Source organism: Pseudomonas sp. Ant30-3, from assembly GCF_000690905.1.
Lineage (GTDB): Bacteria > Pseudomonadota > Gammaproteobacteria > Pseudomonadales > Pseudomonadaceae > Aquipseudomonas.
Genome location: NZ_JMCL01000058.1, coordinates 1 through 14,030 on the forward strand (window position 1 = coordinate 1; position 14,030 = coordinate 14,030).

The 14,030-nt window shown below is 59.2% G+C and carries 13 protein-coding genes; 4 read left to right on the forward strand and 9 right to left on the reverse strand.

Annotated features, from left to right (window positions below):
* Nucleotides 1-107: 107 nt before the first annotated feature.
* A complete protein-coding gene (locus DU29_RS0114915; RefSeq protein ID WP_028622373.1) occupies nt 108-1,781 on the reverse strand; it encodes a putative bifunctional diguanylate cyclase/phosphodiesterase in 1,674 nt (557 codons plus the stop codon).
* 261 nt (nt 1,782-2,042) lie between these two features.
* Between DU29_RS0114915 and rep the strand changes: the two genes are divergently transcribed.
* Both rep and DU29_RS0114925 read left to right on the forward strand, forming a co-directional pair.
* Nucleotides 2,043-4,052: a DNA helicase Rep gene (gene rep / locus DU29_RS0114920; RefSeq protein ID WP_028622374.1), complete on the forward strand. Its 2,010-nt coding sequence runs from the start codon at nt 2,043-2,045 to the stop codon at nt 4,050-4,052.
* Between the two features lie 68 nt (nt 4,053-4,120).
* Nucleotides 4,121-4,693 (forward strand): xanthine phosphoribosyltransferase, encoded by a 573-nt coding sequence (locus DU29_RS0114925; RefSeq protein ID WP_028622375.1) that lies wholly within the window; start codon nt 4,121-4,123, stop codon nt 4,691-4,693.
* Between the two features lie 128 nt (nt 4,694-4,821).
* On the opposite strand, the gene DU29_RS0114930 is transcribed toward DU29_RS0114925, so the two are convergent.
* The 6 genes from DU29_RS0114930 to dadA all read right to left on the reverse strand — a co-directional run bounded on the left by DU29_RS0114930 (nt 4,822) and on the right by dadA (nt 10,987).
* The gene (locus DU29_RS0114930) at nt 4,822-6,744 is read right to left on the reverse strand and encodes an acetyl-CoA hydrolase/transferase C-terminal domain-containing protein (RefSeq protein ID WP_028622376.1); all 1,923 of its coding nucleotides are present in this window, start codon (nt 6,742-6,744) and stop codon (nt 4,822-4,824) included.
* Nucleotides 6,745-6,913: 169 nt separating this feature from the next.
* On the reverse strand, nt 6,914-7,327 hold the full coding sequence (locus tag DU29_RS0114935; RefSeq protein ID WP_028622377.1) for a c-type cytochrome: 414 nt from the start codon (nt 7,325-7,327) through the stop codon (nt 6,914-6,916).
* A gap of 181 nt (nt 7,328-7,508) precedes the next feature.
* Nucleotides 7,509-8,057, reverse strand: a complete 549-nt coding sequence (locus DU29_RS0114940) for a cupin domain-containing protein (protein WP_028622378.1) — start codon at nt 8,055-8,057, stop codon at nt 7,509-7,511.
* Between the two features lie 128 nt (nt 8,058-8,185).
* A complete protein-coding gene (gene alr / locus DU29_RS0114945) occupies nt 8,186-9,259 on the reverse strand; it encodes an alanine racemase (protein WP_028622379.1) in 1,074 nt (357 codons plus the stop codon).
* A 98-nt stretch (nt 9,260-9,357) separates the two neighbouring features.
* Nucleotides 9,358-9,711: a RidA family protein gene (locus tag DU29_RS0114950; RefSeq protein ID WP_028622380.1), complete on the reverse strand. Its 354-nt coding sequence runs from the start codon at nt 9,709-9,711 to the stop codon at nt 9,358-9,360.
* Nucleotides 9,683-10,987, reverse strand: a complete 1,305-nt coding sequence (dadA, locus tag DU29_RS0114955; protein ID WP_028622381.1) for a D-amino acid dehydrogenase — start codon at nt 10,985-10,987, stop codon at nt 9,683-9,685. Before dadA ends, DU29_RS0114950 begins: the two co-directional genes overlap by 29 nt.
* Before the next feature lie 155 nt (nt 10,988-11,142).
* On the opposite strand from dadA, the gene DU29_RS0114960 reads away from it, so the two are divergent.
* The gene (locus tag DU29_RS0114960) at nt 11,143-11,631 is read left to right on the forward strand and encodes an Lrp/AsnC ligand binding domain-containing protein (protein ID WP_003177284.1); all 489 of its coding nucleotides are present in this window, start codon (nt 11,143-11,145) and stop codon (nt 11,629-11,631) included.
* A 117-nt stretch (nt 11,632-11,748) separates the two neighbouring features.
* Here the strand turns inward: DU29_RS0114960 and DU29_RS0114965 are convergent, their stop codons facing one another.
* Nucleotides 11,749-12,102 carry a YkgJ family cysteine cluster protein gene (locus DU29_RS0114965; RefSeq protein WP_028622382.1) on the reverse strand — a complete coding sequence of 118 codons (354 nt, stop codon included), beginning with the start codon at nt 12,100-12,102 and terminating at the stop codon, nt 11,749-11,751.
* 146 nt (nt 12,103-12,248) lie between these two features.
* Between DU29_RS0114965 and DU29_RS0114970 the strand changes: the two genes are divergently transcribed.
* Nucleotides 12,249-13,541 carry an NAD(P)/FAD-dependent oxidoreductase gene (locus DU29_RS0114970; RefSeq protein ID WP_028622383.1) on the forward strand — a complete coding sequence of 431 codons (1,293 nt, stop codon included), beginning with the start codon at nt 12,249-12,251 and terminating at the stop codon, nt 13,539-13,541.
* Between the two features lie 139 nt (nt 13,542-13,680).
* Here the strand turns inward: DU29_RS0114970 and DU29_RS0114975 are convergent, their stop codons facing one another.
* Nucleotides 13,681-13,926 carry a DUF1127 domain-containing protein gene (locus DU29_RS0114975; protein ID WP_028622384.1) on the reverse strand — a complete coding sequence of 82 codons (246 nt, stop codon included), beginning with the start codon at nt 13,924-13,926 and terminating at the stop codon, nt 13,681-13,683.
* Between the last annotated feature and the right edge of the window lie 104 nt (nt 13,927-14,030).

A 14,030-nucleotide genomic window follows, 5' to 3' on the forward strand; every position in this document is an offset into this window, starting at 1 on the left:
CTTGCTCCCGCTGGGCTGCGGAGCGGCCCTAGAATGCTGGGGGTTGCGTCGCAACCCAGCGGGAGCAAGCTCCCTCGCCACAAAAAACTGCTACATCGGAGCGGTAGTTAAACCACCCCGTCCAGGGTGGCCTGCTGACTGCTGCCAAAGCTCAAATACTCGACCAATTCCGCCAACGGCAAAGGCTTGCTGATCAGAAACCCCTGCACCTGATCGCAACCAAACCCACGCAGCAGATCCAGTTGCTCCGGCGTTTCCACGCCCTCTGCGACCACTTCCAGGTTGAGGTTGTGCGCCAGATTGATCATCGCGTGAACCAGTTTTCGATTTTCTTCACGCCCTTCCATGCCGCCGACAAAACTCTTGTCGACCTTCAACAAAGCGATCGGCAGGCTGTTGAGGTGCACGAACGATGAAAATCCGGTACCAAAATCGTCCAGGGAAAAACGCACGCCCAGACGTCCGAGGGCGTCCATCGTCTGTTTCACCAGATCACTGCGGCGCATGACCGCTGTTTCGGTCAGTTCAAACTCCAGCCACTGCGCTTCGACACCACGTTCGGCAATCAACCGGCTCAACGTCGACAGCAACTGACTGTCCTGAAATTGCCGGAACGATAGATTGATCGCCATGTGCAACGCCGGCAGCCCGTGTTCGCGCAAGGCCTGCATGTCGCGCAGGGCACGGGATATCACCCAGTAACCGAGGGGCACAATCAGGCCGCTCTGCTCGGCCAGCGGCACGAATTCGCTGGGCGGCAACAAACCACGCTCGGCATGCCGCCAACGCACCAGCGCTTCGAGGCCGACGATCTGCCCGGTCTTCAGATTCAGGCGGGGCTGGTAATGCAGCTCCAGTTCGTCGCGACGCAAAGCCCGGCGCAGTTCGCTCTCGAGATCGGCCATGCTGCGAGCGTTGCGATTGATCCGTTCATTGAAGATATGAAAAGTGCAGCCCTGAGTGCTTTTGGCCTGCTGCATGGCGATGTGCGCATGCCACATCAGCGGGTCGGCGCCAGCCTGCGCGCGCGCATGGGCGATGCCCAGACTGGAACCGATCAACAGACTTTCGCCATCGACCCAATAGGGTTCGGCCAAGGCTTCGGTGATTCTTTCGGCCATCCACTCGGCGCGTTGCGGCGCACGGCGGGTGTCGATCAGCAAAGCAAATTCATCACTGCCCAGCCGCGCCAGTTGATCACCCACCTCAAGCTGGCTTTTCAGGCGCGCAACCACTTGCAGAATCAACCGGTCGCCGGCCTGGTGACCGAGGGCGTCGTTGGCGTGGCGGAAGTTGTCGAGGTCGAGGTGACCAAGCGCCAGACCGCGGCCGTCGTTTTCCGCCAGCCGCGCGGCAAGCAAGGTCTGAAAACCCTGACGATTGGCAATGCCGGTCAAGGGATCCTGCTCGGCCAGACGTTGCAGGGTGTGTTCCAGCAATCCGCGTTCACGCACATGGCGCAGACAACGGCGCAACATGCCCGGATCCAGGTGATCGCGCACCAGCCAGTCACTGACGCCAACGGGCGGCGCTGGCGGCTCGTGTTCCAGCAGCAATACCGTCGGCAGACTGCAGCGGCCGGGAGCCGGCTGAAGTTCGGGTAACGTCAACAACACCGCGTTGCGGTTGTCATCGAACAGAGTGCTGACCGACTCCCAGCTCGGCGCGCTGATAAGCACGGCCGAGCTCCCCATCGGAGCCAGACACTCGCGCAACAACGCTGCCCACGCTGGCTCTTCGGCCAGTAGCAGCAAACGCAAGGGTTCGACAGGCGTAGACAAGCTAGCTCCCTAGACTCTGCAGTGAGGTGGGTAGCGGAATATGCCGCTACACCTACCTACGACCAAACGACATCAGTGATCAAACAAGGCCTTTGTATCTCGAATCGCGAACATTAGCCGCAAATTCGTGCGTATCCTGCGTGAAAGTAGCAAAACCGGCAAATATAGATCGCAAGTTGCGTCACAAGTCGGAGAGAGCAGCACAATTCGCTGAGCCTGTTAAAATGCCGGCCCATTTCGCAAACGACTCCCTGATTCCGTATGTCCCGACTCAATCCCCGGCAGCAAGAAGCCGTGAGCTACGTCGGCGGCCCTCTTTTGGTGCTCGCCGGTGCGGGCTCCGGCAAGACCAGCGTGATCACGCGTAAAATCGCGCACCTGATCCAGAACTGCGGCATCCGCGCCCAGTACATCGTCGCCATGACCTTCACCAACAAGGCCGCGCGCGAGATGAAGGAACGGGTCGGCACGCTGCTCAAGGGCGGTGAAGGCCGCGGCCTGACGGTGTGCACGTTCCACAATCTGGGCCTGAACATCATCCGCAAGGAACACGTGCGGCTGGGCTACAAACCCGGTTTCTCGATCTTCGACGAAGCCGACGTCAAAGCCCTGATGACCGACATCATGCAGAAGGAATACTCGGGCGACGACGGCGTCGACGAGATCAAGAACATGATCGGCTCCTGGAAAAACGATCTGATCCTGCCGCCCGAAGCTCTGGAAAACGCGCGCAACCCCAAGGAGCAGACTGCTGCCATCGTTTACACCCACTACCAGCGCACGCTCAAGGCGTTCAACGCAGTGGATTTCGATGACCTGATCCTGCTGCCGGTAAAGCTGTTCCAGGAACACGCCGACATCCTCGAAAAATGGCAGAACAAAGTCCGCTACCTGCTGGTGGACGAATACCAGGACACCAACGCCAGTCAGTATCTGCTGGTGAAGCTGCTGATCGGCAAACGCAACCAGTTCACCGTGGTCGGCGACGACGACCAGTCGATCTATGCCTGGCGTGGGGCGCGCCCGGAAAACCTGATGCTGCTCAAGGACGATTACCCGTCACTGAAAGTTGTCATGCTCGAGCAGAACTACCGCTCCACCAGCCGCATTCTGCGCTGCGCCAACGTGCTGATCTCAAACAACCCGCACGAATTCGAAAAGCAGTTGTGGAGTGAAATGGGCCACGGCGATGAAATTCGCGTCATCCGCTGCCGTAACGAAGACGCCGAAGCCGAGCGCGTGGCCGTTGAGCTGTTGACCCTGCACCTGCGCACGGACCGTCCCTACAGTGATTTCGCGATTCTTTATCGCGGTAACTACCAGGCCAAGCTGATCGAGCTGAAGCTGCAGCACCACCAGATTCCGTATCGCCTGTCGGGTGGCAACAGCTTCTTCGGACGTCAGGAAGTGAAAGACCTGATGGCCTACTTCCGCCTGATCGTGAACCCGGACGACGACAACGCTTTCCTGCGAGTGATCAACGTTCCGCGCCGCGAGATCGGTTCGACCACGCTGGAGAAACTCGGCAACTACGCCACCGAACGCAAGATCTCGATGTACGCCGCCACCGACGAAATCGGTCTGGGCGAGCATCTGGACACGCGTTTCACCGATCGCCTGTCGCGCTTCAAGCGCTTCATGGACAAGGTCCGCGAGCAATGCGCCGGCGAAGACCCGATCTCGGCACTGCGCAGCATGGTGATGGACATCGACTACGAGAACTGGCTGCGCACCAACAGCTCCAGCGACAAGGCCGCCGACTACCGCATGGGCAATGTCTGGTTTCTGATCGAGGCGTTGAAAAACACCCTGGAGAAAGACGAAGACGGCGAGATGACGGTTGAAGACGCCATCGGCAAACTGGTCCTGCGTGACATGCTGGAACGTCAGCAGGAAGAGGAAGACGGCGCCGAAGGCGTGCAGATGATGACGCTGCATGCCTCCAAGGGTCTGGAATTTCCCTACGTGTTCATCATGGGCATGGAAGAGGAAATTCTCCCACACCGTTCCAGCATCGAAGCCGACACCATCGAAGAAGAACGGCGCCTGGCCTACGTCGGAATTACCCGCGCGCGTCAAACCCTGGCGTTCACCTTCGCTGCCAAGCGCAAGCAATACGGCGAAATCATCGACTGCGCGCCAAGCCGCTTCCTGGATGAGTTGCCACCGGACGACCTGGCGTGGGAAGGCACCGACGACATCCCGGTTGAAGTCAAAGCCGTTCGCGGCAATACCGCATTGGCCGATATACGGGCGATGTTAAAGCGCTAGAATTGCGCTTTTTTAACCACGCATTTTTACGATCTCAGGCGCACACGGCGTCATTAGAGGAACGCTTCATGGAAGCACTGCACAAGAAAATTCGCGAAGAAGGCATCGTGCTTTCCGATCAGGTCCTGAAGGTCGACGCCTTTCTGAACCACCAGATCGACCCGGCCCTGATGAAGCTGATTGGCGACGAATTCGCCACGCTGTTCAAGGATTCGGGCATTACCAAGATCGTCACCATCGAAGCCTCGGGCATCGCGCCGGCGATCATGACCGGCCTGAACCTCGGCGTACCGGTGATTTTCGCGCGCAAGCATCAGTCCCTGACACTGACCGAAAACCTGCTGTCGGCGACCGTTTATTCGTTCACCAAGCAGACCGAGAGCACCGTGGCGATCTCCCCGCGCCACCTGACCAGCAGCGACCGCGTGCTGATCATCGATGACTTTCTGGCCAACGGTAAGGCATCACAGGCGCTGATCTCGATCATTAAGCAGGCTGGCGCGACTGTCGCCGGGCTGGGGATCGTGATCGAAAAATCGTTCCAGGGTGGTCGTGCCGAGCTGGATTCGCAGGGTTATCGTGTTGAGTCGCTGGCTCGCGTTCAGTCGCTGGCGGGCGGTGTCGTGACCTTCATCGAATAAAGCCACACCGCATAACCCTTGTAGGAGTGAGCCTGCTCGCGATTGCGGTGTATTAGTCACCGAAGATGTCGACTGATACACCGCAATCGCGAGCAGGCTCACTCCTACATTTGCTTTTGGGTGGCCAATTATTGCGCGGTGGCTTTGAGGCCGGTCAGCAACAATCGCTGAAACAGGTCCTCCTTCAGTCCATCAGGATGGGTGAGCTGCATCCGCTCAAGGTGCGCAGGAAACTCCGAGGGCTCCGGTGCATCCAGTGCCGCTTTGCCCAATTCCAGAATCTCCGTGAGCTTGAATTTGCTCTTCAGCCAGTTCAGCGCGCGCAGCAGATCCCGCTCTTCCACTGTGAAATCACAACCCAGCGGGTACTCAGGAAACAGGTTCGGATGTTGCGCCTGAATGCTCTGCAACCGCTCCGGATGGTTATCCGCGAAGCGCGGATCGAGGCGGAAGTTTTTCGGCAATTTGCCGACAGCTTGCGCCTGCTCGATCAAACCCGACTGGAACCGTGAATCGCTGATGTTCAGCAACGCTTCGATCACGGCTGCATCGGTTTTGCCGCGCAGATCGGCGATGCCGTATTCGGTGACCACGATGTCGCGCAAGTGCCGCGGGATCGTGCAATGGCCGTACTCCCAAACGATATTGGAGCTGACCTCGCCGCCCGCCTCGCGCCAGCTGCGCAACAGCAGGATCGAGCGTGCACCTTCCAGCGCGTGGCCTTGGGCGACGAAGTTGTATTGCCCGCCGACACCGCTGAGCACCCGCCCGTCTTCCAACTGATCGGCGACCCCGGCGCCCAGCAGTGTCATGGTGAACACTGTGTTGATGAACCGCGCATCCAGACGCTGCAGACGCTTGAGTTCTTCCTGCCCGTAAAGCTCATTGATGTAGCTGATGCGGGTCATGTTGAATTCGAGCCGTTTGCTTTGTGGCAATTCGCGCAGGCGTTCATAGAAAGTCCGCGGCCCGAGGAAGAACCCACCGTGCACCGAGATGCCATCGGTTTGCGCGGCCTCGTCGAGGGTACCGGCGTTCGCCTGTTGCTGGGTCGGCACGTCCGGGTAGACCTTGCGCCGGATGATCCCGGCATCGGCCAGCACCAGCAAGCCGTTGACGAACATTTCACTGCAGCCATAAAGGCCTTTGGCGAACGGTTCGACGCCACCTTCGCGATCGATCAATTGCGCCCACTGGCTGAGATTGATGTCCGCCAGCAACGCTTTATAGCCGGCGTTATCGGCCTGCCGCGCGAGCAATGCTGCGGTCAGCGCGTCGCCCATGGAGCCAATGCCGATCTGCAGCGTGCCACCGTCGCGCACCAGCGTGCTGGCGTGCAGCCCGATGAAATGATCCTGAAATCCCACCGGCATGTTCGGCGTGGAAAACAGCGTGCTGCTGTCCTTTTCATCGATCAGCAGGTCGAAGCCGTCGATGCCGATTTCGGCGTCGCCCGGCATGTAGGGCAAGTCGTTATGGACTTGGCCGACCACCAGAATCGTCTCCCCTGCCGCCCGACGTTTTTCGATCATCGGCAACAGATCAAGGGTGATGTCCGGGTTGCAACTCAGGCTGAAGCGATCAGGGTGTTCGCTGTGGCTGGCGACCAATTGCGCTACAAGGTTCAACCCTGCCGCGTTGATGTCTCGGGCGGCGTGGCTGTAATTGCTGCTTACGTAATCCTGTTGAGCGGATGCGCTGTTGAGCAGGCTGCCAGGCAACATGAAAAACTGCTGAACCTGAATGTTCGGCGGCAAGTTGTCTTTGTGCAGTCCGGAAAGAAACTCCAGCTCCGGGTAGTCGCCATAGACACGTTCGATAAACGGCTCGATGAAGCGCTTCTGCAGACCGTCGCCTAAAGAAGGACGTCCGAGGCACAGCGCTGTGTAGATCGTCAGCTGCCGCTCGGGCAGTTGCGCAATGCGACGATAAAGCGCGTTGACGAAGTGATTGGGTTTGCCCAACCCGAGAGGCAGGCCCATGTGGATATGCGCCGGCAGCCGCTCCAGCACATCATCGACCGCCTGTTCGATAGAACACAGCTGCACCATCTGATCCTCCCTTGCATTCCGTGAATTGGGGTTGGACCGAGCTTGCCGCGTCTTTGCTGCATTGAACAGTCTCGGGCACTCAATTGCACAAAAACATTGCAGGAGCGGCGTGTCGATACAGCTGGCGCAAAAAAGCCGCTCGAGAGCGGCCTTTGTTGAGCATGAAGGCTTATTTCAAGCCGGACATTTTCTCGATGGCCGCTTTCAGATCGGCGTCGGTGCAATCGGCACAGGTACCTTTTGGCGGCATGGCATTGATACCGGAGATCGCTTTGGCGAGCAGACCGTCAATACCACCTTCCTTTTTGGAGCGCTCGCCCCAGGCGGCGGCATCACCCACTTTCGGCGCGCCCAACAGGCCGGTGCCGTGGCAAGCGTTGCAGTGTTTTGCAATCACGGAATCAGGAGTTTTGGCATCACCGCCGCCTACCGACGCAACGACTTCCATGCCTTTGCACTCTTGACCCGTCACGCAAACCTGGCCGACGGGCGCAAGGCGTTTGGCAATATCGTCATTAGTCGCAGCTTGAGCGCTGACAGCCCAAAGGGCCAGTACGGTTGCTGGTGCAGCCAGCATTTTCATAATTAGGTTCACGCGTTCACCCTCAATGGTGGCTAGTCACGCCTACGGCCACGGTTCGCAGGCGGGCGCAAGTATAGCGGTAAGCCCGCCGCACTGAAACAACCCCAAAGTCGAAGGGGTCTTGTTGCCCGGCGGTAAATCGGTTCGGGCGCCTTGATGATGCTGCAGGACGCCTCTTCTGTCAGAAATTCGCCGGTGTGGCTGCGCTGATTAGCCGCGCTGGCACATCGAACGGATTGCGGAAACGGTGCGGCTTGCTGCTTTCAAAGTAGTAGCTGTCGCCCGCTTCGAGCACAAAAGTTTCCAGCCCGACCACCAGTTCAAGACGACCCTCCACCAGAATTCCGGTTTCCTCGCCCTCATGGGTGAGCATCTCGTCACCGGTGTCGGCGCCTGGCGGGTAGATTTCATTGAGGAACGCGATGGCCCGGCTCGGGTGCGCCCGGCCGACCAGTTTCATGGTCACGGCACCGTCGGAAATGTCGATCAGCTCGTTGGCTTTATAGACGATCTGAGTTGGCGTTTCCTGCAGGATTTCTTCGGAAAAGAACTCGACCATGGACATGGGAATCCCGCCTAACACTTTGCGCAGCGAGCTGATCGAGGGGCTGACGCTGTTTTTCTCGATCATCGAAATAGTGCTGTTGGTGACGCCCGCACGTTTGGCGAGTTCACGCTGCGAAAGGCCTTTGAGCTTACGGATGGATTGCAGTCGTTCACCGACGTCCAATGCTTGCGCCTCCAGGGATTCAGGTTGTTGGAATATTGAGCGTTATCATGGCGACAGCGTTCAGTATTTACAACACTTGGGCCTGAATCCTGTTCAGTGAGGCGACTGTCAGTCGGCGCGGCCTGCCGTCAGCCCTCGGAATAGAGCATTGGCACCCGGCGCAGGTTACAGAAAATCTGATAAGGAATAGTGTCGGCCGCAGCGGCTACGTCACTGGCGAGGATGTTTTTGCCCCACAACTCGACGGTCGAACCCAGACCCGCTTGCGGCACATCGGTTAAATCGATACAGAGCATGTCCATCGACACGCGACCGATCAGTTGGCTGCGCTGGCCGGCGACCAGCACCGGCGTACCGGTCGGCGCCTGACGCGGGTAGCCATCGGCATACCCCATCGCCACTACACCTACGCGCATTGGCTTGGGCGTGATGAACTTGGCGCCGTAACCAATCGGCTCTCCGGCCGGCAGTTCACGGACGCAAATCACTTTCGATTCCAGCGTCATCACCGGCTGCAGCCGGGAGGCCACATCGTTGGTCTCTTCAAACGGCGTGGCACCGTAAAGCATGATGCCGGGGCGCACCCAATCGCTGTGAATCTGCGGCCAACCGAGCACGGCGGGCGAGTTGCGCAAACTGACCTCGGCCGTCAAACCCTGACGTGCTGCTTCAAACACGGCGACTTGCTCGGCACTCGACTGGCAGTGCAGCTCATCGGCGCGGGCAAAGTGGCTCATCAGCACAACCTTCGCAGCCTTGCCGCTGGTCAGCAGCCGTTGATAGGCGGCCTGATAGTCCTTGGGGTGCAGACCCACGCGATGCATGCCCGAATCGAGCTTGAGCCAGACGGTGATCGGCGCCCTCAGCGCCGACTTCTCGATGGCTTCGAGTTGCCACAGCGAATGCACAACGCACCACAAATCATGCTCGACGATCAGCGCCAGCTCATCGGCTTCGAAGAACCCTTCAAGCAACAGCACCGGTGCGCGAATACCGGCAGCGCGCAGTTCAAGGGCCTCTTCGATACAGGCGACAGCGAAACCATCTGCATCGGGCTCCAGCGCTTGGGCGCAACGCAACGCACCATGGCCGTAAGCGTCTGCCTTGATCACCGCGAGCGCTTTGGCCCCGGTGATTTCACGGGCGATTCGGTAGTTGTGACGCAGGGCTTGGAGGTCGATCAGGGCACGGGCTGGACGCATGGCGGCAGGCTTCTAGACGGTCGATGAAATAAAAAACCGGCGCTGGCTGACGGCATCAACCACCAACAGCGCCGGGAGAGGGATCTTTGCGACAGGTTTTATGGCAGAGCGGCTACAACCGACAGCTCGACCAGGATTTCCGGTTCGCATAGCTTCGACTCGACCGTTGCACGAGCCGGGGCTACGCCTTTAGGCAGCCATTTGTCCCAGACCACGTTCATGCCGGCGAAGTGCGCGTCGATGTCTTTCAGGTAGATCGTCACCGACAACAAACGGCTCTTGTCGGTACCGGCCAGGTCGAGCAAACGCTCGATATTGGCAAGGGTTTCACGGGTCTGCTGTTCAATCCCGGCGCTCATGTCATCGCCGACTTGCCCGGCCAGGTACACGGTGCCGCTGTGGATAACGATCTGGCTCATGCGCTCATTGGTGAGCTGGCGCTGGATTGACATGTTTTGCGGACTCCTGAATTTTGCTGCCGTAACGGGAAATATCGAGACCTTCTGCGCTGATCTGCGGCGATTTTTTCGCCATCAGATCGGCCAGCAAACGGCCGGAACCGCAAGCCATGGTCCAGCCGAGCGTGCCATGACCGGTGTTCAGGAACAGGTTGCTGAATGGCGTCGCGCCAACGATGGGCGTGCCGTCTGGCGTAGTCGGCCGCAGACCGGTCCAGAAACTCGCCTGAGCCAGATCGCCGCCCTGAGGATAGAGATCGTTGACGATCATCTCCAGGGTTTCACGTCGACGCGGGTTCAGCGACAGGTCAAACCCGGCTATCTCGGCCATGCCGCCGACGCGGATACGGTTGTCGAAACGGGTGATCGCGACCTTGTAGGTTTCGTCGAGAATGGTCGAGGTCGGCGCCATCGCCGGGTTGGTGATCGGCACGGTTAGCGAGTAACCCTTGAGCGGATACACCGGCGCCTTGATGCCCAGCGGCCTGAGCAACTGCGGCGAGTAGCTGCCGAGCGCCAGCACGTAGCGGTCGGCGGTTTCCAGTTTGCCGTCGATCCAGACGCCGTTGATGCGATCACCAGCGAAGTCGAGGCGCTGAATGTCCTGGCCATATCGGAACTGCACGCCGAGTTTGACGGCCATTTCGGCCAGGCGCGTGGTGAACATCTGGCAGTCGCCGGTCTGATCGTTCGGCAGACGCAAAGCTCCTGCGAGGATATCGGTAACGCTGGCCAGCGCCGGTTCAACGCGGGCAATACCGGCGCGGTCGAGCAGTTCGAAGGGCACACCGGACTCTTTCAATACGGCGATGTCTTTCGCGGCGCCATCGAGCTGCGCCTGGGTGCGGAACAGTTGCGTAGTGCCGAGACTGCGGCCTTCGTAGGCAATGCCGGTTTCAGCACGCAGTTCGTCGAGGCAGTCGCGGCTGTACTCGGACAGGCGGACCATGCGCTCCTTGTTTACCGCATAACGGCTGGCAGTACAGTTGCGCAGCATCTGCGCCATCCACAGGTACTGGTCAATGTCGGCCGTGGCCTTGATCGCCAGCGGTGCATGACGCTGCAGCAGCCACTTGATGGCCTTGAACGGCACGCCCGGCGCGGCCCACGGTGAGGCATACCCCGGCGACACCTGCCCGGCGTTGGCGAAACTGGTCTCCATGCCGGCGGCGGGCTGCCGGTCCACTACCACGACTTCAAACCCGGCACGCGCCAGATAATAAGCACTGGTGGTGCCGATAACGCCGCTACCCAAGACCATAACGCGCATTTTGTATCCCTCATCGCGGCTCGCCGCTGACGTTTGTTGTTCAGACCGTAGATGTGGGCAGTGTAAAAAAGATTAGCCAGTGCTTTTCACTATATAAGCACCTATATTTGGCGACAATTCTCGGCAAAAACGCTTTTCACGGAGGCGCATCCCCTATGCGGACCAACACTCAGACCAAACGTGAGCTGGACAAGATCGACCGCAATATCCTGCGCATCCTGCAAGCGGACGGACGCATTTCCTTCACCGAGCTGGGAGAAAAGGTCGGTCTCTCGACCACGCCTTGCACCGAGCGGGTACGCCGCCTCGAGCGTGAAGGGATCATCATGGGCTATAACGCCCGGCTGAACCCGCAGCACCTCAAGGGTAGTCTGCTGGTGTTCGTCGAGATCAGCCTCGACTACAAATCCGGCGATACTTTCGAAGAGTTCCGACGCGCGGTGCTGAAACTGCCGCATGTACTGGAATGCCACCTGGTGTCAGGGGATTTCGATTATCTGGTGAAAGCGCGTATTTCCGAGATGGCTTCGTACCGCAAATTGCTGGGCGACATTTTGCTCAAGCTGCCCCATGTGCGCGAGTCCAAGAGCTATATCGTGATGGAAGAGGTGAAAGAGAGCTTGAGTTTGCCGATTCCGGATTGAGACAGTTGTCGATTTTGAGGGCCTATTCGCGAGCAAGCCCGCTCCCACAGTTGGAATGCGTTTCAATGTGGGAACGGGCTTGCTCGCGAAGGCAGCCGACCCGGTCTAACTGAAGAATCAAACGAGGACCTGGCGAGTCGCCGCCATGTACTCATGAATCTGCTTCTCCACCCGCGGATGAATAAGCTCCACCGGCCCGCGGCCATTGGGGCATGGCAAGGTTTTAGTGGTGCCGAACAGTCGACAGATCAGCGGGCGCTCGTCATACACCGTGCAGCCATTCGGCCCCAGATGCACACAGTTGAGCTCATCCATTGCCGCATCCTGCTCGGCGCGGGTCTTGCGCGGCAGGCGCGACATCTCTTCGGGCGAGGTGGTCACCGGCCCACAACAGTCATGGCAGCCGGGCACGCACTCGAACGAGGGAATCTGCTGCCGCAGCGTGTGGATTTTCTGACGGTTGCAGCTCATCGAAGCGGTGACCAAAAGCGAAATAGAGCGCAATTCTGCAGCAAAAAGTCCGATCCAGACAGCCACAACCGACCGATGTTGCCCGTGCCGGATGGTCCGGCTTATCCTCCGTCAATTTTTCAGACTGCCCAATCAGGATGACGTGCATGAACGCCCGTGCCCAGCACATCGCTTCTTACTACGCTGCCAGCAGCATGCCGCAACCCGATCTGCCAATGCTCGAAGGCGAAGTGGTGGCCGATGTCTGCGTGATCGGCGGCGGTTTCTCGGGGCTGAACACTGCACTGGAACTGAGTGAGCGCGGGCTCAGCGTGGTGCTGCTTGAGGCGCACAAGATCGGCTGGGGCGCCAGCGGGCGTAACGGCGGGCAGTTGATTCGCGGGGTCGGCCATGGTCTTGATCAGTTCGCCAACGTGATCGGTGCGGACGGCGTGCGTCAGATGAAATTCATGGGGCTGGAAGCGGTGGAAATCGTCCGGCAACGGGTCGAGCGTTTCCAGATCGCCTGCGACCTGACGTGGGGTTACTGCGATCTCGCCAACAAGCCTCGCGATCTGGAGGGTTTTGCCGAAGACGCCGATGAATTGCGCGACCTCGGTTACCGGTACGAAACCCGATTGCTGCAAGCGCATGAGGTGCGCACAGTGGTGGGCTCCGACCGCTACGTTGGCGGCCTGATCGATATGGGCTCGGGGCATTTGCATCCGCTGAACCTGGCCTTGGGCGAAGCCGCTGCCGCGCAGCAACTCGGTGCAAAGCTGTTCGAGGGATCCGCCGTGACCCGCATCGACTACGGCCCGCAGGTCAGGGTGCACACCGCTCGCGGCTCGGTTCGCGCCAAAACGCTGGTGCTGGGCTGTAATGCCTACCTCAACCAGCTCAACCCGGAACTCAGCGGCAAAGTATTACCCGCCGGCAGCTACATCATCGCCACCGAGCCTTTGAGTGAAGAACAGGCTCACTCATTGCTGCCGCAGAACATGGCGGTCTGCGATCAACGAGTAGCGCTGGACTATTACCGGCTTTCGGCGGACCGGCGCTTGCTGTTCGGCGGTGCCTGTCATTACTCAGGGCGTGATCCGAAAGGCATCGCCGCGTACATGCGACCGAAGATGCTGGAAGTCTTCCCGCAACTCGCCGACGTGAAGATTGATTATCAGTGGGGCGGGATGATCGGGATCGGTGCCAACCGCCTCCCGCAGATCGGCCGGCTCAAGGACCAGCCGAATGTGTATTACGCGCAGGCTTATTCCGGCCACGGCGTGAATGCCACGCATCTGGCCGGCAAACTGTTGGCCGAAGCCATAAGCGGGCAGCACAGTGGCGGCTTTGATCTGTTTGCAAAGGTGCCGCACATGACCTTCCCGGGCGGCAAGCATTTGCGCTCTCCGCTATTGGCGTTGGGAATGTTGTGGCATCGGATGAAGGAATTGGTCTGACAGATCTCAGCGCCTGGTCATACGTATTCGCGGAGCAGGCTCGCTCCCACAAGGGTTGCTGTAATTCACAAACATTGTGTTCGACCCAATGCCTGTGGGAGCGAGCCTGCTCGCGATTCGCTAAACGACACAGCGCTCATCAGATCCGCCAGAAAGGCTTCAACCCCTCCTCCCGCGCTTGTTGCGGGCTCAATCCGACATCATTCAACTGCTCCGCCGTCAGGTCCAGCAACGCCTTGCGTGTGTGCAGACGATGCCAGAACAGGCCCCAGCGACCCAGACCCGCCGGCGCGTTGCGCATGATTGCCTCGCACGCGGCGTTTTTCTGCCCTGTCGCCAGTTCCTGACTGTGTAATGTCAGCCGCACATCGCTCAAGCCGTTCATTTTGATTGCTCCTGTTTACATGGGTAGCCAGAGCTTTCATGATGCGTTCACGGCGAAAAGCATTACAGATTCAAACAGAATGTATTAATTCCATACAGATTCGC

Bases quoted from the DNA above. Each gene is read 5' to 3' on its own strand.
- alr (WP_028622379.1), bottom strand. From the start codon at position 9,259: ATGCGTCCAGCCCGTGCCCTGATCGACCTCCAAGCCCTGCGTCACAAC.
- DU29_RS0114975 (WP_028622384.1), bottom strand. From the start codon at position 13,926: ATGAACGGCTTGAGCGATGTGCGGCTGACATTACACAGTCAGGAACTG.
- DU29_RS0114925 (WP_028622375.1), top strand. From the start codon at position 4,121: ATGGAAGCACTGCACAAGAAAATTCGCGAAGAAGGCATCGTGCTTTCC.
- DU29_RS0114930 (WP_028622376.1), bottom strand. From the start codon at position 6,744: ATGGTGCAGCTGTGTTCTATCGAACAGGCGGTCGATGATGTGCTGGAG.
- dadA (WP_028622381.1), bottom strand. From the start codon at position 10,987: ATGCGCGTTATGGTCTTGGGTAGCGGCGTTATCGGCACCACCAGTGCT.
- DU29_RS0114970 (WP_028622383.1), top strand. From the start codon at position 12,249: ATGAACGCCCGTGCCCAGCACATCGCTTCTTACTACGCTGCCAGCAGC.
- DU29_RS0114950 (WP_028622380.1), bottom strand. From the start codon at position 9,711: ATGTCAATCCAGCGCCAGCTCACCAATGAGCGCATGAGCCAGATCGTT.
- rep (WP_028622374.1), top strand. From the start codon at position 2,043: ATGTCCCGACTCAATCCCCGGCAGCAAGAAGCCGTGAGCTACGTCGGC.
- DU29_RS0114960 (WP_003177284.1), top strand. From the start codon at position 11,143: ATGCGGACCAACACTCAGACCAAACGTGAGCTGGACAAGATCGACCGC.
- DU29_RS0114935 (WP_028622377.1), bottom strand. From the start codon at position 7,327: ATGAAAATGCTGGCTGCACCAGCAACCGTACTGGCCCTTTGGGCTGTC.
- DU29_RS0114965 (WP_028622382.1), bottom strand. From the start codon at position 12,102: ATGAGCTGCAACCGTCAGAAAATCCACACGCTGCGGCAGCAGATTCCC.